Annotated in this window: 15 protein-coding genes and 1 tRNA gene; 8 read left to right on the top strand and 8 right to left on the bottom strand. The window is 69.6% G+C overall.

Going from position 1 to position 18922, the window contains the following annotated elements; genetic code table 11:
- Positions 1-100 precede the first annotated feature (100 nt).
- From J7E86_RS16015 to J7E86_RS16005, 3 genes are all read left to right on the top strand, one after another.
- Positions 101-3232: an endo-alpha-N-acetylgalactosaminidase family protein gene (locus J7E86_RS16015; protein ID WP_215082350.1), complete on the top strand. Its 3132-nt coding sequence runs from the start codon at positions 101-103 to the stop codon at positions 3230-3232.
- A 158-nt stretch (positions 3233-3390) separates the two neighbouring features.
- On the top strand, positions 3391-4281 hold the full coding sequence (locus J7E86_RS16010; protein WP_215082349.1) for an AraC family transcriptional regulator: 891 nt from the start codon (positions 3391-3393) through the stop codon (positions 4279-4281).
- Positions 4282-4292: 11 nt separating this feature from the next.
- Positions 4293-4598, top strand: coding sequence for a chorismate mutase (locus tag J7E86_RS16005; RefSeq protein ID WP_215082348.1), 306 nt, complete (start codon positions 4293-4295; stop codon positions 4596-4598).
- A gap of 644 nt (positions 4599-5242) precedes the next feature.
- On the opposite strand, the gene atpF is transcribed toward J7E86_RS16005, so the two are convergent.
- Positions 5243-5797 carry a F0F1 ATP synthase subunit B gene (atpF, locus tag J7E86_RS16000; protein WP_251019206.1) on the bottom strand — a complete coding sequence of 185 codons (555 nt, stop codon included), beginning with the start codon at positions 5795-5797 and terminating at the stop codon, positions 5243-5245.
- 263 nt (positions 5798-6060) lie between these two features.
- On the opposite strand from atpF, the gene J7E86_RS15995 reads away from it, so the two are divergent.
- Both J7E86_RS15995 and J7E86_RS15990 read left to right on the top strand, forming a co-directional pair.
- A complete protein-coding gene (locus tag J7E86_RS15995; RefSeq protein WP_215082347.1) occupies positions 6061-7506 on the top strand; it encodes an aminotransferase class V-fold PLP-dependent enzyme in 1446 nt (481 codons plus the stop codon).
- The gene (locus J7E86_RS15990; RefSeq protein WP_215082346.1) at positions 7503-8960 is read left to right on the top strand and encodes a lysine N(6)-hydroxylase/L-ornithine N(5)-oxygenase family protein; all 1458 of its coding nucleotides are present in this window, start codon (positions 7503-7505) and stop codon (positions 8958-8960) included. The genes J7E86_RS15995 and J7E86_RS15990 overlap by 4 nt, the downstream gene beginning before the upstream one ends.
- Here J7E86_RS15990 and J7E86_RS15985 read toward each other — a convergent pair.
- Positions 8916-10724 (bottom strand): bifunctional UDP-sugar hydrolase/5'-nucleotidase, encoded by a 1809-nt coding sequence (locus J7E86_RS15985; RefSeq protein ID WP_215082345.1) that lies wholly within the window; start codon positions 10722-10724, stop codon positions 8916-8918. The genes J7E86_RS15990 and J7E86_RS15985 overlap by 45 nt on opposite strands.
- A gap of 168 nt (positions 10725-10892) precedes the next feature.
- Here J7E86_RS15985 and J7E86_RS15980 point away from each other — a divergent pair, with 168 nt between their 5' ends.
- On the top strand, positions 10893-11600 hold the full coding sequence (locus J7E86_RS15980) for an SIMPL domain-containing protein (protein WP_215082344.1): 708 nt from the start codon (positions 10893-10895) through the stop codon (positions 11598-11600).
- Positions 11601-11745: 145 nt separating this feature from the next.
- Positions 11746-13173, top strand: a complete 1428-nt coding sequence (pyk, locus tag J7E86_RS15975) for a pyruvate kinase (protein WP_215082343.1) — start codon at positions 11746-11748, stop codon at positions 13171-13173.
- Between the two features lie 5 nt (positions 13174-13178).
- Here pyk and J7E86_RS15970 read toward each other — a convergent pair whose 3' ends face one another.
- A complete protein-coding gene (locus J7E86_RS15970; RefSeq protein ID WP_215082342.1) occupies positions 13179-13949 on the bottom strand; it encodes a transcriptional regulator in 771 nt (256 codons plus the stop codon).
- Positions 13950-14067: 118 nt separating this feature from the next.
- Positions 14068-14140: transfer RNA gene (locus J7E86_RS15965), tRNA-Leu, on the bottom strand.
- Positions 14141-14239: 99 nt separating this feature from the next.
- On the opposite strand from J7E86_RS15965, the gene J7E86_RS15960 reads away from it, so the two are divergent.
- Positions 14240-14887 (top strand): ANTAR domain-containing response regulator, encoded by a 648-nt coding sequence (locus tag J7E86_RS15960; protein ID WP_215082341.1) that lies wholly within the window; start codon positions 14240-14242, stop codon positions 14885-14887.
- A gap of 65 nt (positions 14888-14952) precedes the next feature.
- Here J7E86_RS15960 and J7E86_RS15955 read toward each other — a convergent pair whose 3' ends face one another.
- The 4 genes from J7E86_RS15955 to J7E86_RS15940 form a co-directional block, all read right to left on the bottom strand.
- Complete coding sequence (locus J7E86_RS15955) at positions 14953-15669, bottom strand: ABC transporter ATP-binding protein (RefSeq protein WP_215082340.1); 717 nt, start codon at positions 15667-15669, stop codon at positions 14953-14955.
- Complete coding sequence (locus J7E86_RS15950) at positions 15666-16532, bottom strand: ABC transporter ATP-binding protein (protein ID WP_374223807.1); 867 nt, start codon at positions 16530-16532, stop codon at positions 15666-15668. The genes J7E86_RS15955 and J7E86_RS15950 overlap by 4 nt, the downstream gene beginning before the upstream one ends.
- Entirely contained in the window at positions 16529-18328 is a 1800-nt protein-coding gene (locus tag J7E86_RS15945; protein WP_215082338.1) for a branched-chain amino acid ABC transporter permease, read from the bottom strand. Before J7E86_RS15945 ends, J7E86_RS15950 begins: the two co-directional genes overlap by 4 nt.
- Positions 18329-18333: 5 nt before the next feature.
- A partial coding sequence (locus J7E86_RS15940; protein WP_251019205.1) for a branched-chain amino acid ABC transporter permease occupies positions 18334-18922 on the bottom strand: 589 nt, incomplete at its 5' end.

Genomic DNA, 18922 nt, shown 5'->3' with positions numbered 1-18922 from the left:
GCCCGAGAGTCCAACACCACCCCACCCTTTGTCCATGGTCACCCCAGCCACCCACGCCCCACAGTGACGCCGTGACCACCGGCGTGAGGAGCGCGTGCAGATGGCCGAAAACCGACCCGGACCCAGCCGGCGCACCGTCGTCACCACCGCCCTCGCCGGCCTCGGCACCACCGTCGCCACCACCGCCCACGCCACCGCGGCCACCACACCCCCCACCACCGAAGCCGTGCTCCGCTCCGCCGCCCTCGACGTACGCGTCGACACCACCTTCCCCCGCGTCCTCACCTACACCGACCGCACCACCGGCGCCGTACTCCACGGCCAGGAAGACCCCCTCACCTCGCTGATCGTCGACGGCACCGAACACACCCCCACCGTCACCACCTCCACCGCCGCCGACCACGCCTCGTACACCCTCACCCTGCCCGGCGGCACCCGCATCGACATCGAGATCCGCGTCGACGGATGGCGCCTGCACTGGCGCGTCACCCGCATCACCGACACCCCCACCCTGCGCATCGGCACCCTGCACATCCCCCAACTCGCCCTCCTCAGCGTCCGCAGCACCCAGCCCGGCTCCGCGCTCCTCGCCGCCCGCATCCAGCTCGACAAGGCCAAAAACGGCGACACCCTCATCGAGCCCGCCCCCGGCACGCCCGCCGACACCACCCCCACCGGCTGCGCCTACGCCGTCGTCAGCACCGGCCTCCTCGCCGCCGCCGTCGAGACCAACACCGTCCACGACCGGCCCGACGCGCACAGCGCCTGGGAGAACGGCCGCCTGTGGCACCAGACCCTCCACCGCACCGGCTACACCAAGACCCAGCTCACCTGCGGCCCCTGGACCCACCGCGCCGCCACCGCGGCCACCGACGACACCGAACCCCTGCCGTACGCCACCGTCATCGTCACCCGCGACCGCAACGGCGACGGCCGCGCGGACTGGCAGGACGCCGCCATCGCCTTCCGCGACATCATGACCAACCCGCTCGGCGCCGACGAACAGCACCTGCGTGTCGTCCCCCACATCCCCTTCAACTTCGCGAGCCAGGCCACCAACCCGTTCCTGGCCACCCTCGACACCATCAAGCGCATCCACCTCGCCACGGACGGACTGCGCCAGTTCACCCTCCTCAAGGGCTACCAGTCCGAAGGCCACGACTCCGCCCACCCCGACTACGGCGGCAACTACAACACCCGCGCCGGCGGACTCGCCGACCTCAACACCCTCCTGCGCACCGGAAAACGCTGGAACAGCGACTTCGCCGTCCACGTCAACACCACCGAGTCCTACCCCGTCGCCCACGCCTTCTCCGACACCCTCGTCGACCGCAAGAACCCGCAGTGGGACTGGCTCGACCAGTCGTACCGCATCGACGCCCGCCGCGACCTCGTCTCCGGCGACATCGCCCGCCGCTTCCAGCGACTGCGCGACGAGACCGACCCCGCGCTCGACACCCTCTACATCGACGTCTTCCGCGAATCCGGCTGGAACTCCGACCGCCTGCAGCACATCCTGCGCCGCCAGGGCTGGCAGATCACCACCGAATGGGGACACGGCCTGGAACGCTCCAGCCTCTGGGCACACTGGGCCAACGAGACCGACTACGGCCCCGACACCTCACGCGGCATCAACTCGACGCTCATCCGCTTCATCCGCCACCACCAGAAAGACGTCTTCGCCGACAAGTGGCCCCTTCTCGGCCATGCCAGGCTCGGCGGTTTCGAGGGCTGGCAGGGCAAGACCGACTGGGAACCCTTCTACCGGCAGCTGTGGACCCACAACCTCCCGGCCAAGTACCTCCAGGCGTTCCCGATCCACACCTGGGACGACCACCGCATCACCTTCGCCGGACCGACGAACACCGTCGTCTTCGATGCGGAGGGTGCCGACGGTACGGGCGATACGGGAGGTACGGTCCGCGCGGAGGGCCCCACCCCCACCCGCCGCATCACCACCGACGGCCGCACCGTCTACGACTCCGGCACCTACCTCCTGCCCTGGGAACCCCGCGACGCCACCGACCCCGCCAAGCTCTACCACTACAACCCCACCGGCGGCCGCACCACCTGGACCCTGCCCCGCGGCTGGTCCCGACGCCGCACCGTCGCCCTGCACCGCCTCACCGACCAAGGCCGCGCCGGCACCCGCGAACTGCCCGTACGCGACGGCCGGGTCACCATCGACGCCGAGGCCGGCCGGCCCTACGTCGTCACGCGCGAGCCCGAAGGGTCCGGCCGCCGGGACCCCGCCTGGGGCGAGGGCACCCCCCTGCACGACCCCGGCTTCCAATCCGGCACCCTCGACGGCCGGCAGGTCACCGGCCCCGCCACCGTCGCCCTCAGCCCCCTCGGCGACAACGAACTCGTCATCGGCGCCGGGGGAGCGGCCACCGTCACCCAGCGCCTGGCCCGCCTCGCCCCCGGCACCTACGCGGCATCCGTCCAGGTCGAGGTCGGCGCCACCGCGGGCGAGCGACGCCGCGCCGCCCTGGAGGTCCGTACCGCCGACGGCATCACCGCCACCAACTGGACGGACACCTCCACCGCCGTCAACCACGTCGCCGCCGACCGCAAACACGGCACCCGCTTCCAGCGCATGTTCACCTGGTTCACCGTGCCCACCGGCGGCGGGCCCGTCACCCTCGCCCTCACGGCCGCCGCCGGCAGCGCACGCGTACGGTTCGACGCGCTGCGCGTCGTCCCCGCCCGCCGCGCCCACCGCGACGACGCCCTCGTCTTCGAGGACTTCGAACACGTCCCCCAGGGCTGGGGACCCTTCGTCAAGGGCGACGCCGGCGGCGCCACCGATCCCCGCACCCACATCGCCCAGCGCCACGCGCCCTACACCCGGCGCGGCTGGAACGGCAAAGCCGTCGACGACGTCATCGACGGAACCCAGTCCCTCAAATCACGCGGCGAGAACCAGGGCATCGTCTACCGCACCGTCCCGCACACCGTCCGCTTCCTCCCCGGCCACCGCTACCGCGTCACCTTTCGCTACGAGAACGAAACCGCCGGCCAGTACGCGTGGATCACCGCCGTCGACGAACCCGCCGCACGGGAGCTGCGGCACACCCCCCTGCCCGCCGCCACCACGCCCGCCACCCACACCTACGCATTCACCGCACCCCGCGCGGGCGAGGCATGGGTCGGCCTGCGCAAGACGGGCGACAGCGGCACCGCCGAATTCGTCCTCGACGCCTTCGCCGTCCACCACCTCGACGGCTAGCCCCCCACAGGGCCCGCCCCGTCGGTCACCGCCGCCGGCCGGTGACCGGCGGGGGACCACGGCCCCGCGCCGCCCGTACCGGTGCCCTCTGGCGGGGGAGCGGAACATCGGCGAACATCCGGGTCCTGGGAGCAGCCGACAGGGCGGGGGACCGGGACATGTACCAGACCTGGATGCGGTACTTCAGCCCCGGACCCGTCCACCACCGGCTCGGCCTCGTCTGCCTCGGCGTCGGCCTCCAGCACGGCGCCCTCCCCGCCGTCGGGCCCCGCACCCTCGACCACCACGTCGCCGTCGTCATCAGCGCCGGCACCGGCTGGCTCCGCACCCCCGACCACCACACCCACACCGTCACCGCCCCCGCCCTCCTCTGGCTCACCCCCGGCACCCCCCACCACTACGGCGCCGCCCCCGGCCCCGGCTGGGACGAGAGCTTCGTCGACTTCACCGGCCCCGCCGTCGCCGCCTACACCGAACTCGGCTGCATCGAACCCCACCGGCCCCTCGTCCCCCTCACCGACACCACCGCACCCCGCGCGGCCGTCCACCGCATCGCCCGCGCCGCCCGCCGCGGCAACCCCCTCCTCGAAATCGAGACCGCCGCCGCCGTCCATGAACTCCTCATCGCCCTGCGCCACGCCCGCCTCGACCCCGGCCACCCCACCGACCCCGTCCTCCAGGCCCTCGCCCGCGACGCCTTCCTGCCGCTGTCCGTGGCCCAGCACGCCGCCCGCCACGGCATGACCCCCACCGAACTGCGCACCGCCGTGCGCCGCGGCGCCGGACGCAGCCCCAAGGACTACCTCCTCGACATCCGCCTCGGCCGCGCCAAGGAACTCCTCGCCGCCACCGAACTGCCCGTCGCCGCCGTCGCCCGCCGCGTCGGCTACACCGACCCCGCCTACTTCAGCCGCCTCTTCACCCGCCGCGTCGGCACCGCCCCCGTCCGCTTCCGCGCCCACCAGGGCCGCGCCGTACCCGGCGGCTGGAGCGACCGCGTCCCCGACCCGGACCACCCACCGGTCATCGGCCCCCGCCCGTCCGCATAGGCTCGGTGACCATGACCACCAGTGCCAACGACGAGTCCGTGACGGCCGAGCTGACCCGGCTGCGCGACAGCATCGACAACATCGACGCCGCAGTGATCCACATGCTCGCCGAGCGGTTCAAATGCACCCAACAGGTGGGCCACCTCAAAGCCGCCCACAAACTCCCCCCGGCCGACCCCGCCCGCGAGTCCCGCCAGATCGCCCGCCTGCGCGAACTCGCCGAGAACGCGAAGCTGGACCCGGCGTTCGCGGAGAAGTTCCTCAACTTCATCATCGCGGAGGTCATCCGCCATCACGAGACGATCGCGAGGGCGTAAAGGATCTCTTGGGGTTCTCCGCGTCCTCGATCGCCGGACGGGCACCACCACCGGCTCCGAGGCGGTCCGGTTCCGGGCGACGACAAGCCCGTCCGGCGATCGAGGCCCGGGGCCCGGGGCGGAGCCCGGCAACGGCGAGCAACCCCACCGCCCGGCACCCAGGCCCCCTGGGCCGTGTCCGGCGGGTCTTCGGCCGCCTGCGGCGGCGAGCCCTGCGGGCGCGTCCTCAATCTCCCCCAGCTACCGCTGGGGGTGCCCCCAAAGGGCTTGATTTCGCTGGGCTCGGCCTCCGTCAGCCCGTCCGGCGTTTGAGGACACCGCCGCGCAGCGGTGGTGCGCATGACATGGCCCGCAGTGCCCGCTCACATGATCCGCCGGACACGGCCTGGGCCGGCGCCCAGCGATACGGCGGACCCGAGTCCAGCTCCTCGACGTCCACCGCTACACCCCGACGCCGTCGCCCTCGCCGCCCGCCGCGGCCCCACCCTCGCCGCCCTGGCCGGCACCCGGGCGTTCCGCGCCCCCGGTTGGATCAGAGCGGCCGCGCGGGCGGGGAGCCCGCCGGGCCGGGCACGGCAAAAAGGCGAGGCCCCCGGAACCCTGACAGGGTTCCGGGGGCCTCGCCGTACAGCCCGCGGTGCGGGTCAGTCGCGCTTGTCGCTCACCGCGTCCGACGGCTCGGCCGTCCGCAGCTCCTCCAGGAAGCGTTCGACGACACCGCTGTCCCGCGCGAAGTCCGCGACCGGCTCGCCGGCGATCCGGCCCGCCAGCTCCGTGGCCAGCACGCCGACCTGCTCGCGCAGCTCGGCCTCCGCGACCGCGCGCTCCGCGTCGATCACGGCGTGACCGGCGGCGATGATCTCCTCGCGCTGCCGCTGACCCTCGGCCCGCAGCTCGGCGACGATCGCCGTACCCTGCTCGACCGACTCCTGACGCAGCCGCGCCGCCTCGTGGCGGGCCTCCGCCAGCAGCTCCAGGTACTCGGCGTGGACGCGCGCGGCCTCCGCGCGCGTCGCCTCCGCCTCGTCGAAACGCCCCTCGGTGGCCTTCTCGCGCTCGTCGAGGACCTTGCTGATCCGGGGCAGCAGCACCTTCGCCATCACGGCGAAAAGGATGAAGAAGAGGACGAACCCAAGGACGAGCGGCACAGGCTCGGGCTTGAGCGGCCCTACGTCGATAGCGAGAAAGTTCATGGCCATGGGTGCAGGTTAGTCGACGCGCCGCCCCGGGTGCGCCTCGCACCCCATTAGCAGACTCATCCGGCCCCCGCCGCAGGGCGGTCCCCCCATCGGGCGAAACCCATCCGGAGCACCATCACCGAACGTGCCGCGCCGGTAACTTGTTGCAATTAGCGCCCGTCAGTGCCCGCGCCGGCCGGGCCGTAACCCTCCAGAGCACTCTTCCGACCACTGCCCCGACCTCCTCGGAAGCCCAGGCAAATTACCTCAAAAGGGTCACCATCATGTCCGCACCCGACACCGCGCCCCCCACCGCATCCGACACCCCACCCCACTCCCCGCCCCCCGCACCCGACACCGCACCCCTCGCCGGCGGCACCCACGGCCCCCACGCCCTCCGCCCCCTCCTCGACACCGCCCTCGACGCCCTCACCCAGGGCGCCACCGCCCGCGCCGGCCCGCTCCCCGCCGGCGGCCCCGACCTCGTCACCGCACGCCTACGAGCCGCCGTCGGCCCCGTGCTCCCCGAAACCGGCACCGGAGAGCACGACGCCCTCCACACCCTCGTCCGAGCCCTCGCCGAAGGCTCCGCCGACCCCGCCGACCCCCACTGCGCCGCCCACCTCCACTGCCCACCCCTGGCCGTCGCCACCGCCGCCGACCTCGCCGCCAGCGCCCTCAACCCCTCCCTCGACTCCTGGGACCAGGCACCCGCCGCCTCCGCCCTCGAAACCCTCACCACCCAGGCCCTCGCCGCCCTCGCCTACCCCACCCGCCCCGCACCCGACGCCCTCGTCACCACCGGCGGCACCGAGTCCAACCAACTCGCCCTCCTCCTCGCCCGCGAAGCCGCCCCCTGGCCCCTCCAGATCATCTGCGGAGCCAACGCCCACCACAGCATCCACCGAGCCGCCTGGCTCCTCGGCCTCCCCCAACCCCACACCCTCCCCACCCCCACCGGCGTCATCGACCCCACCGACCTCAAAACCGCCCTCACCGCACTCCGCAACATCCCCACCCTCGTCGTCGCCACCGCCGGCACCACCGACACCGGCCAGATCGACCCCCTCACCGACATCGCCGACCTCTGCACCACCCACCACACCCCCCTGCACATCGACGCCTCCTACGGCGGCCCCCTCCTCTTCAGCGACACCCTCCGCCCCGCACTCGACGGCCTCGACCGCGCCCACACCATCGCCCTCGACCTGCACAAACTCGGCTGGCAACCCATCGCGGCCGGACTCCTCGCCGTCCCCCGCACCACCGACCTGCACCCCCTCGCCGCCCGCGCCGACTACCTCAACGCCACCGACGACACCGAAGCCGGCCTCCCCGACCTCCTCGGCCGCTCCCTGCGCACCACCCGCCGCGCCGACATCCTCAAGATCGCCGTCACCCTCCGCGCCCTCGGCCGCCGCGGCATCGCCACCCTCGTCGAACAGGTCTGCGCCACCGCCCACCGGCTCGCCGACCTCATCGAAGCCCACCCCCGCTTCGACCTCTACGCCCGCCCCACCGTCAGCACCGTCCTCTTCCGCCCCACCAGAACCGACGACCACACCACCGCACACATCCGCCGCCAACTCCTCCACACCGGCCACGCCGCCCTCGGCCGCGCCACCACCCCCGACGGCCTCTGGCTCAAAGCCACCCTCCTCAACCCCCACACCACCACCGAAGACCTCCGCACCCTCCTCACCCTCGTGGAAGGCCACACCACTCCATGACCCACAACAACAAACCACCCCAGAACCCCAACAACGGCCCCCGCACCACCCCCGACCAACCCCTCGACCTCGCCGGCATCGGCATCGGCCCCTTCAACCTCTCCCTCGCCGCCCTCGCCCACGGCCTCCCCGACCTCCGCACCGCCTTCTACGACCAGACCCCCACCTTCCGCTGGCACCCCGGCCTCCTCATCGACGGCACCAGCCTCCAAGTCCCCTTCCTCGCCGACCTCGTCACCCTCGCCGACCCCACCAGCCCCTGGACCTTCCTCAACTACCTCAAAACCCGCGAACGCCTCTACCCCTTCTACTTCGCCGAGCGCTCCCACATCCAGCGCGCCGAATACGACGCCTACTGCCGCTGGGTCAGCCAATCCCTCCCCGACCTCCACTTCGCCCACCAGATCGACGCCCTCCGCTGGAACCCCGAACGCAACCTCTTCGAAATCGACTACACCCAACTCGACGCCGACGGCGAAGCCGAAGCCCTCGGCCGCGCCTACGCCCGCAACCTCGTCCTCGGCGTCGGCACCACCCCCCACATCCCCGAACCCCTGCGCCCCCTCACCGAAGCCCCCACCGTCCCCGTCATCCACTCCGCCGACTACCTCGACCACCGCGACCACATCCTCGCCGCCGACCACGTCACCGTCATCGGCGCCGGCCAATCAGGCGCCGAAGTCTTCCTCGACCTCCTCCGCAACCGCCCCGCCGGCCACGAAAAACTCCACTGGCTCGCCCGCACCCCCGCGTTCGCCCCCATGGAATACAGCAAACTCGGCCTCGAACACTTCACCCCCGACTACACCCGCTACTTCCACGCCCTCCCCGAAGCCGTACGCAACCAACTCCTGCCACAGCAATGGCAACTCCACCGCGGCATCGACGCCGGCACCCTCGCCGACATCCACGACGAGCTCTACCGCCGCAGCCTCCACGGCGGCTGGCCCGACACCGTCCTCACCCCCGGCGTCTTCGTCCGCACCGCCGGCCGCGTCGGCACCACCCGCGTCGAACTCCACCTCGAACACGCCCAACAAGGCACCCGCTCCCGCATCACCACCGACGCCGTCGTCCTCGCCACCGGCTACCGCGAACGCCGCACCGACACCCTCCTCGCCGCCCTCGACCCCTACATCCGCCGCGACCACAGCGACCGCCCCCGCATCGACGAACACCACCGCCTCGTCCTCGACCCCCTCGTCACCGGCGCCATCCACGTCCAGAACGCCGAACACCACACCCACGGCATCGGCACCCCCGACCTCGGCCTCGCCGCCTGGCGCAGCGCCGTCATCCTCAACGCCCTCACGCAAAAGACGGCCTACCCCCTCCCGGAGCGGACCGCCTTCACCACCTTCGGCCTGGAGCCGCGACCACAGCCACGGCCCCACACCCACCACAACCACTCAGAAGACCGGCACACCATCCCGCGTCAACTTCCAGTCCATTGAAGCGAACCGGCCCACATCAATAGATCCCTGGGCCTTCACCCACGAAATCAACGTATTACGAATCTCCTCCGAATTCGCCCACACCTGCTTCGCCCGCGCCACATGCGGGAAGTTACCCCCACCACTCGCCCGGTAATTATTCACCGCCAGCACAAACTGCGCCGCGTCATCCAGCGGCTTCCCGCCGAACGACAGCTTCGCGATCCGCGACCCCGGAGCCTTCGCGATGTCGATCTCGTACGAGAGGCCGCCGACCGCGTCATAGTTGTAATCCGGAATGCTCTCCGCATTCGTCAGCCGCGCCGGATCCACCACATCACCCGCAGCCGTCCGCACGTAATACCGCGCAGAGAACTCCAGATAGTCACGCAACTGCGCACCCGTCAGCACCCGGGCCTCCAGCGTATTCTCGAACGGATACAGACCCGCCACCTCGCGAATCGACACCCGACCCGCCGGCATCGCCGCCGTACGCGAGAAACACGACGCCTGCGACAGCACCGGCAACGACGCGTACGCCGTACCCGCCAGCGCCGCCTTCACCGTCTCCACCTGCACATGGTTGATGAAGTCGATGATCGGCGTGTCCTTGAACGGAGCCTCCGCCGCACTCATCGCCGCCGACGACGTACCGATCACCTGGTTCACATACGCCACGACCTTCTCGTGCTCGTCCCGCAGCAGACCGGTGATCCTCGGGTCCTCCGCGGCCGTATTGGAGTTCAGCACCTTCGCCGCCACCGACTCCACCCGCCAGCAGCCCCGCTCCCACACCAGGCCGAAGTCGAACAACGTCAGACGCTGCCCCCACTTCAACGGCTCCGAGAGCACGACCTCCTTACCCGTCTTCTTGTTCGCCACCCGGTACTGGGGAATCTCCGTATGCGCATGACCCACCAGAATCGCATCGATACCCGGCACCTGCTCGGCCACCAACGCCGCCGCGTTCTCCACATACGGCAACTGATCACCGTACGACGACGTACCACTCGAACCCGAATGCGCCGACACGATCACCACATCCGCCCCCATCGACCGAAGCCGCGGCACCCACTTCGCCGCCTGCTCCTCCAGCCCCGGAAACGTCATCTTCCCCTGGACATTCGCCTTGTCCCAGATCGCGATCCCCGGATTCGTCAGACCCAGAATCGCCACCTTCACATCACGACCGAACGGCGTCCGCACCCGCTTCATCACATACGGATCGAACGCCGGCCGCAACGTCTTCGCATCCAGCGCGTTCGCCCCCAGCAGCGGAAAATCACACTGCTCCTCGAACTTCCGCAGCACCGGAATGCCGTAATTGAACTCATGATTGCCCAGCGCCGCCGCGTCGTACCCGATCGCGTTCATCGCCTGCGCCATCGGATGCACCGGACCATGCTTCCGCGTGATCGGATCCACCTTCGCGTAGAAATACGACAGCTGCGTGCCCTGAATCGTGTCACCCGCGTCGATCAGCAGCGTGTTCCGCCGCCCCTTCTCCGCCCGTACCTGATTCACCAGCGTCGAGATCTTCGCCAGCCCCACATCGTTGTGCGCCTTGTCATCGAACTCCGCATCGGTGAAGTAATCCCAGTTGAAGACGTTCCCGTGCAGATCCGTCGTCCCCATCACCGTGAAGGCGTAACGCTTCTTCCGGTCACCCCGCACCAGCCCCGCGTCAGCGGCCTCCGCCGACCCGGTACCCACCGCCCCCGCCAACGCCACACCCGCACCCGTCGCCACGGAACGCCCCAGAAAATCACGCCGGTCCAGCGCCACTTCATCTCCCCATTCGGATCACATCAGGTCACTTCGTGTCAGCTCGCGCCACACACAACGCGCGTAGATTCTGGCCCCACCACCCCTACTCACAACACCCCCGCAAGGTTGCGATCCGATGACCGACCAGTAACCCGCCCCCGCACCCCCACCTGAGACCCTGACCCCATGACCACACCACCACCCCTGCCCTACGGCACCCCCGAAACCCCCCGCCTCGCCGTCCGAGGCGAAGCCCGCCTCGAAGTCGACCCCGAAATCGCCCACATCACCATCACCATCAGCGCCCGCGGCACCGACCGCCGCGCCGCACTCGACGACCTCACCCGCCGCAACAAACAAACCCTCGACCTCCTCAAGTCCTACGGCGACACCGTCGAAAAACTCGAAACCGGCTCCTTCACCATCACCCCCCAGCTCACCGACAAGGGCCGCAACGAACGCATCCGCGCCTACCACGGCAGCGTCCGCCTCACCGCCACCCTCAACGACTTCACCACCCTCGGCGAACTCACCACCCGCCTCGCCGAACTCGACCTCACCCGCGTCGACGGCCCCTGGTGGGCCCTGCGCACCACCTCACCCGCCCACCGCCAGGCCAGGCAGCAAGCCGTACGCGAGGCCGTCCAGCGCGCCCGCGAATACGCCGAAGCCATAGGCGCCCACCTCGACGCCCTCGTCGAGCTCGCCGACGACGGCGCCGAGAACGCCGCCCAGCCCGGCCCCCCTCCCTTCGGCGGCATGCGCGCCGGCGGCTACGGAGGCCCCCCGGCGGCCCCCGGCGGCGCGGCCCCCGCACTCGATCTCGAACCCCGCCGCCAGACCGTTCACGCACAGGTGAGCGCACGCTTCACCATGACCCGCCCCACCCTCTGAAACACCAGCGCGGGGCGTGCGCCCAATGCTCATCAGAGCACCCCCGCGCACATTTCACTTACCGTCAACAAGCTTTTACCCAAAGGCCGTTGGCCCGATGGGACACGCACAATTCCTACCCACCGGTAGGTCGTATGGTCGTGCCATGCGCCGAGCGAAAATCGTCTGCACCCTGGGGCCCGCCACCGACTCGTACGAGCAGATCAAGGCACTCGTCGAAGCCGGCATGGACGTCGCACGCTTCAACCTCAGCCACGGCACCTACGCCGACCACGAGGCGCGGTACCACCACGTACGCAAAGCCGCCGAGGAAACCGGCCGCAGCATCGGCATCCTCGCCGACCTCCAAGGCCCGAAGATCCGCCTCGGACAATTCCACGAAGGCCCCGTACTTCTCGAACGCGGCGACGAATTCACCATCACCGTCGAAGAAGGCGTCCAAGGCGACCGCCACACCTGCGGCACCACCTACGACGGCCTCGCCGCCGACGTCACCAAAGGCGAACGCATCCTCGTCGACGACGGCCGCGTCACCCTCGAAGTCACCGAGGTCGACGGCCCCCGCGTCAGGACCATCGTCATCGAAGGCGGCATGGTCTCCGACCACAAGGGCCTCAACCTCCCCGGCGTAGCCGTCTCCGTCCCCGCCCTCTCCCACAAGGACGTCGAAGACCTCCGCTGGGCCGTCACCACCGGCGCCGACGTCATCGCCCTCTCCTTCGTCCGCAGCGCCCGCGACATCCACGACGTCCACCGCGTCATGGACGAGGAAGGCCGCCGCCTCCCCGTCATCGCCAAGATCGAAAAACCGCAGGCGGTGGAGAACCTCAACGGCATCATCGACGCCTTCGACGGCATCATGGTCGCCCGAGGCGACCTGGGCGTCGAAATGCCCCTCGAAACGGTCCCGATCGTTCAGAAGCGAGCAATCAAGCTCGCCAAGCGCAACGCCAAACCGGTCATCGTCGCCACCCAGATGCTCGACTCCATGATCGACGCATCCCGCCCCACCCGCGCGGAGGCCTCCGACGTCGCCAACGCCGTCATCGACGGCACGGACGCGGTGATGCTCAGCGGCGAGACCAGCGTCGGCAAGTACCCCGTCGAGACGGTCAAGACCATGGGCCGCATCGTCTCCGCGGCGGAGGAGGACATTCTCGCCAAGGGCCTCCCACCCCTGACCGAACGCAGCAAGCCCCGCACCCAGGGCGGCTCGGTCGCCCGCGCCGCCGCCGAAATGGGCGACTTCCTGGGCGCGAAGTTCCTGGTGGCCTTCACTCAATCCGGTGACACGGTGCGGAGGCTCTCGCGGTACCGGTCCCCGATCCCCCTGCTGGCGTTCACCCCGGAACCGGCCACGCGGTCGCAACTGAACCTGACGTGGGGCGTGGAGACGTTCCTTGGCCCGATGGTCCAGACGACGGACGAGATGGTCGACCAGGTCGACGAGTACCTGCTGAGGATCGGCCGCTGCCGCAAGGGCGACATGGTCATCATCACGGCGGGGTCCCCGCCGGGGGTGGCGGGGACGACGAACCTGGTGCGGGTGCACCACATCGGTGAGGCCCGGTAGGAAGGTCAGTACTTCGGACCGATGTGGGCGTCCATGAGAGCGACGGAGTCGCGGCGGGCGACGGAGATGTTGAAGGGGTCCTTGCCGCGACGGGTCGTGGTCCACTCGACGCCGACCTTGTCGAGGGTGTCGGAGTAGAGGCCCAGGATGTCCTCGGACTTGTTGGTGAAGAAGTAGCGCGGGTACTCGTAGCGCTTGCGCTCACCGGCGACGAGGCGGGTGGTCCAGTTGGTGATCCGCGACCCGTCGGAGTGGAAGAGTCCGCGGATGAACGCCCACGGGTGCTCGTCCACGAGCCGTGCCTGCCAGGATTCGAGCTCGATCAGGCGCTCGTGCTTCTTGCCGGGGCCGTGCTGAGGAAAGAGGCAGGGCCAGTGCTTGCTGGTGCTGGTGACCATCACGCACCCCTGCTTGCGGGCGATGAAGACGCTGTTCGACGGCCGGACGCTCGTCATGGCTCGTCGACAGTCGATGATCAGCCCTGGCCATGCGTTCGCACAGGCAATGCGTAAGGCATAGACGCCGCGCCGACCGGGGCTGAGGCACCCATCGCCCAGGTAGAGGCCGAGCAAGTACACGTATGCGACGTGATCCTTCGGAGGCTGCGGATCGGCGTCGCAGAGGGAGCAGTCGGCTCTGCGGGCGAGAGGTTCGACCCTGATTCGCCACTCTCGTATCGCGGCGCGGGACACGCCCGTCTGCTTGCTCACGGAGTTGAGGCTGTGGCCTTGGTCGACGAGTGCGAGAGCGTGTTGACGCGTTGCCATGTCGTACATGCCTACGAGCGTGACGCGGTCACTGGCCGAGGGGGCCGGTTCGAAAGGTTGTTCACCGTAGTGGGTGAAGATCCCCAACGGTTGGGAATTCTCTCGAACCTTCAAATCGAAGGTGAAGTGCCCTGGGTGGGATTCGAACCCACGCTGTCGGTGGTTTGAGCACCGTGTCTCTCCCGCTGGACTACCAGGGCTGGCCTATGAAACCAAGGTTAGCGTAGATCAGCTGTGTATCAAACATACAGGAGCTAGGTAGGCTCAAGGGGCACCACCTGCCCTGAGCGAGGAGACCCGTGACCGCCGCCGAGCCCACGCCGCCCGTCGACGACGAGCCGCAGCACATCCCTCCGCACGTCACCCGTGTCGTGATCGCCGAGGACGAGGCCCTGATCCGTCTCGACCTGAAAGAGATGCTGGAGGAGGAGGGCTACTCCGTCGTCGGCGAGGCCGGTGACGGCGAGACCGCGGTCGCGCTGGCCAAGGAGCACAAGCCCGACCTCGTCATCCTCGACGTGAAGATGCCCGTCCTCGACGGGATCTCCGCCGCGGAGCGGATCGCCGCCGACTCCATCGCGCCCGTACTGATGCTCACCGCGTTCTCCCAGCGGGAGCTGGTCGAGCGGGCCAGGGACGCCGGCGCCATGGCGTACCTCGTGAAGCCGTTCAGCAAGAGCGACGTCGTGCCCGCCATCGAGATGGCGGTGTCGCGGTTCACCGAGCTGAAGGCGCTGGAGCAGGAGGTCGCGGACCTCTCCCTGCGGCTGGAGACGCGGAAGCTCGTGGACCGGGCGAAGAGCGTTCTGCAGACGCAGTACGGGCTGACGGAGCCGGCCGCGTTCCGGTGGATCCAGAAGACGTCGATGGACCGCCGGCTGTCGATGCAGCAGGTGGCCGAGGCGGTCATCGAGGACGCCGAGGAGAAGAAGTCGTCGAAGGGGTAGTAGCCCCGGCGATACGTACGTGAGGGGCCCGCCGGTGATCATGCCGGCGGGCCCTTTCATATGTCTCAGTCCTCGCCCAGGTACGCCTTCCGCACGGACTCGTCGTGGAGCAGATCCGGCCCCGTCCCCGACAGGACGATCTTGCCGATTTCCATGACGTGTCCCCGGTCGGCCAAGGACAGCGCGGCCTGGGCGTTCTGTTCGACGAGGAGGATCGTCGTGCCGGCGGCCTTCAGCTCCGCGATCGTCTCCATGATCTTCTGCATCATGATCGGGGAGAGGCCCATGGACGGCTCGTCGAGCATGAGGAGTTTGGGGCGGGACATCAGGGCCCGGCCCATGGCGAGCATCTGCTGTTCGCCGCCGGAGAGGGTGCCCGCTGCTTGGCGCGACCGTTCGCCGAGGATGGGGAAGAGCTCGTAGACCCGCTGGGTGTCCTTCTGTATGCCGGCCGTGTCCTTGCGGAGGAACGCTCCCAGCTGGAGGTTCTCGGCGATGGTGAGGCGCGGGAAGATGTGGCGGCCTTCGGGGGAGTGGGCGAGGCCGAGGGCAACGATCTTGTGGGCGGGGACGCCGGTGAGGGGGCGGCCGTCGAAGCGGATGGTGCCGGCGAGGGGTTTGAGGAGGCCGGAGAGGGTGCGCAGGGTGGTGGTCTTGCCGGCGCCGTTGGTGCCGATGAGGGTGACGACCTGGCCGGCCTCGACGGTGAAGGTGATGCCTTTGACCGCTTCGATCTTGCCGTAGGCGACGCGGAGGTTCTCGACTTCGAGGAGGGGGGTCATCGGTCTTCCTCCGTACGGGCGTCCGCTTCGGCGGCTTCGACTTCGGCGAGTTCTTCTTGGCCGGGGGCGCCTTCGAAGGGGGTGCCGAGGTAGGCGGCGATGACGCGTTCGTCGGCCTGGACGATGTCGGAGGTGCCTTCGACGAGTTTTTCGCCCTGGACGAGGACGGCGACGCGGTCGCAGAGGTTGAAGATGAAGCGCATGTCGTGCTCGATGACGAGGACGGCGGTGCCCTGGGCGCGGATGTCGCGAACGAGGGTTTCGGTGGCGCGGGTTTCCTGGGGGTTCATGCCGGCGGTGGGTTCGTCGAGGAGGAGGAGTCCGGGGTCGCTGGCGAGGGCGCGGGCGATTTCGAGCTTGCGTTGTTCGCCGTAGGGGAGGTTGCGGGCGAGGTGGTCGGCCTTGGCGGCGAGGCCGGTGAAGTCGAGGAGTTCCATGGCGCGTTGTTTGGAGGCGGCTTCGGCGCGGTGGAAGCGGGGGCTGCGGAGGAGGGCGGAGAAGAGTCCTTCTTTGGTGCGGGTGTGGCGGCCGACGAGGACGTTTTCGAGGACGGTCATGTTGGCGAAGAGGCGGATGTTCTGGAAGGTGCGGGCGATGCCGGCCTGGGTGACGAGGTGGGGTTTGGGTGGGAGGACGGTGTCGCGGTAGGTGACGGTGCCTTCGGTGGGTACGTAGAGGCCGGTGAGGCAGTTGAAGAAGGTGGTTTTTCCGGCGCCGTTGGGACCGATGAGGCCGACGATTTCGCCGGGGGAGACGGTGAGGTCGACGGCGCGTACGGCGGTGAGTCCGCCGAAGCGCATGGTGACGCCGGTGGCGGTGAGGGCCGGGGCGGCGGTCTCGGTGGTGGTGGCCATGGTGGTCAGGCCTCCGCTTTGGTGATGCCGACGGTGCTGTCGGGGAGGCGTGGTTCGGGTACGGCGAGTTGGTCGGTCTCGTGGAATTCGAGTTGTTTGCGGCGGTCGGCGACCAGGCCCTCGGGGCGGAAGCGCATCAGGAGGATGAGTGCGACGCCGAAGAGGAGGAGTTGGTAGTCGGCCATGAAGTCCATTTTGTTCGGGATGAGGTAGAGCAGGGCGGCGCCGATGACGGGGCCGCTGATGGTGCCCATGCCGCCGAGGATGACGGCGGCGAGGAGGAAGGCGGAGTTGGGCGGGACGGTGCCGGCGAATTGGTACTGGTCGGGGGTGGCGGTGGTGATGACGTGGGCCTGGACGGTGCCGGCGAGGCCGGCGAGTGAGGCGCCGAGGGCGAAGGCGAGGAGTTTGAGGCGGAAGGCGTTGATGCCCATGGCGGTGGCGGCGGTCTCGTCCTCGCGGATGGCGACCCAGGCGCGGCCGATGCGGGATTCGGCGGCGCGTCGGAAGACGAGGACGACGAAGAGGGTGGCGAGGAGCATCAGGAGGTAGTAGTTGCCGAAGCGGCCGATGGTGGCGCCGAGAATGTCGTGGTTCTCGCCGAAGTTGAAGCCGAGGATTTCGAGTTCGGGGATGTTGGGGATGCCCATGGCGCCGTTGGTGATGTCGGGGCCGGTCTTGCCGTTGAGGTTGACCATGGTGATGCGGAAGATCTCGCCGAAGCCGAGGGTGACGATGGCGAGGTAGTCGCCGCGCAGGCGCAGGGTGGGGGCGCCGATGACGATGCCGAAGACGAGGGCGGCGCCGATGCCGGTGAGGACGGCTGCCCAGAAGGGGAAGTGGACGCCGATGGCGGATTCGGGTGAGCCGGAGACGAGGGCGGCGGCGTAGGCGCCGACGCCGAGGAAGGCGACGTAGCCGAGGTCGAGGAGGCCGGCGAGGCCGACGACGACGTTGAGGCCGAGGGCGACGGTGGCGAAGATCAGGATGCTGGTGGCGAGGTTGGTGTAGGCGTCGTTGGTCTGGGTGAGGGGGAAGCAGGCGGCGGCGATGAAGGCGGCGGTGAGGGTGATATTGCGGTGTTTGGTGGTGAGGTTGCTGAGGCGGGTGGTGAGTCCGGCGCGGGTGAGTGCGGTGAGGCCGGCGAGGGTGAGGAGGAGGTAGCCGACGAAGAGTTCGCCGTATTCGGTGTCGATGCCGTAGGTGAAGAGGGCGAGGCCGAGGGCGTAGGCGGCGGCGATGACGAGGATTTCGGCCCAGCGGGGGAGGGGTTGGGGGCGGGGTGGCCGACCGGTGGTGAGGGTGTGGCGGAAGCGGCGCCAGGGGGTGGGTGGGTTGGTGCCGTCGGCGTCGTCGTAGGGCTGGTCGGCGGGGAGGGCGAGGGTGCCGGTGAGGGTGATGAGGGTGGTGAGGGCGGCGATCCAGCCGCCTGGTTCGAGGTGGGCGAGGCCGCCGAGGTCGGTGGTGATGGCGCCGAGGGTGTACCAGGTGGTGGCGAAGGTGCCGAGGGCGAGGAGGAGGGTGGGTGCAGTGGAGCCGGCGGGGGTGAGCCAGCGGAGGCCGGGGGTGTGGTGTTTGGCGAGGGCGAAGGCGAGGGTGAGGAGGGCACCGGTGAGGGTGATGGTCTGGAGGCCGCCGGGGTAGCCGTTGACGGTGAGGTTGCCGGGGAAGGCGGTGGTCCAGGTCCAGGCGAGGAAGGTGGAGATGATGGTGAGGGTGGCGCCGGTGATGGTGGTGATGCGTGCGGCGGTGGTGGGGAGGGGGATGAGCTGAGTGGGGCGGGGTGCTGGGGTTTTGGTGGTCATGGGGTTCACGCCCGATCCGCGACGCGTTCGCCGAGCAGTCCTTGGGGCCGGAGCAGGAGGACGAGGATGAGGAGGACGAAGGCCCAGACGTCCTTCCAGGATCCGCCGCCGAATTGGGTCATGCCGGGGATCTCCTCGATGTAGCCGGTGGCGAGGGCTTCGGCGACGCCGAGGACGACGCCGCCGAGCATGGCGCCGTAGATGTTGCCGATGCCGCCGAGGACGGCCGCGGTGAAGGCTTTGAGGCCGGTGATGAAGCCCATGCGGAAGTCGACCTGGCCGTATTTGAGGCCGTGGGCGACGGCGGCGATGGCGGCGAAGGCGGCGCCGATGGCGAAGGCGATGACGATGATGCGGTCGGTGTTGATGCCCATGAGCTTGGCGGTGTCGGGGTCCTGTGCGGTGGCCTGCATGCCGCGGCCGGTGCGGGTCTTGGCGACGAAGAGGCCGAGGGCGACCATGCACAGGGGGGCGGCGATGAGGAGGAAGATCTCGCCGCGTTGGACGGTGGCGCCGAGGACGTCGAGTGATTCGCCCTTGAACTGGGGGAAGACGCGGGCCTTCTTGGCGTCGGGGTACCACTTCCAGATGGCT

The organism is Streptomyces sp. ISL-11 (assembly GCF_018614525.1).
GTDB lineage: Bacteria > Actinomycetota > Actinomycetes > Streptomycetales > Streptomycetaceae > Streptomyces.
Note: the sequence above shows the minus strand (reverse complement) of the source record. Positions and strands in the feature narration are given on the sequence as shown.

Coding starts and splice junctions, on each gene's coding strand:
- J7E86_RS15990 (WP_215082346.1), top strand. CDS start 7,503: ATGACCCACAACAACAAACCACCCCAGAACCCCAACAACGGCCCCCGC.
- J7E86_RS16010 (WP_215082349.1), top strand. CDS start 3,391: ATGTACCAGACCTGGATGCGGTACTTCAGCCCCGGACCCGTCCACCAC.
- J7E86_RS16005 (WP_215082348.1), top strand. CDS start 4,293: ATGACCACCAGTGCCAACGACGAGTCCGTGACGGCCGAGCTGACCCGG.
- J7E86_RS15980 (WP_215082344.1), top strand. CDS start 10,893: ATGACCACACCACCACCCCTGCCCTACGGCACCCCCGAAACCCCCCGC.
- pyk (WP_215082343.1), top strand. CDS start 11,746: ATGCGCCGAGCGAAAATCGTCTGCACCCTGGGGCCCGCCACCGACTCG.
- J7E86_RS15945 (WP_215082338.1), bottom strand. CDS start 18,328: ATGACCACCAAAACCCCAGCACCCCGCCCCACTCAGCTCATCCCCCTC.
- J7E86_RS15955 (WP_215082340.1), bottom strand. CDS start 15,669: ATGACCCCCCTCCTCGAAGTCGAGAACCTCCGCGTCGCCTACGGCAAG.
- atpF (WP_251019206.1), bottom strand. CDS start 5,797: ATGGCCATGAACTTTCTCGCTATCGACGTAGGGCCGCTCAAGCCCGAG.
- J7E86_RS16015 (WP_215082350.1), top strand. CDS start 101: ATGGCCGAAAACCGACCCGGACCCAGCCGGCGCACCGTCGTCACCACC.
- J7E86_RS15995 (WP_215082347.1), top strand. CDS start 6,061: ATGTCCGCACCCGACACCGCGCCCCCCACCGCATCCGACACCCCACCC.
- J7E86_RS15970 (WP_215082342.1), bottom strand. CDS start 13,949: ATGTACGACATGGCAACGCGTCAACACGCTCTCGCACTCGTCGACCAA.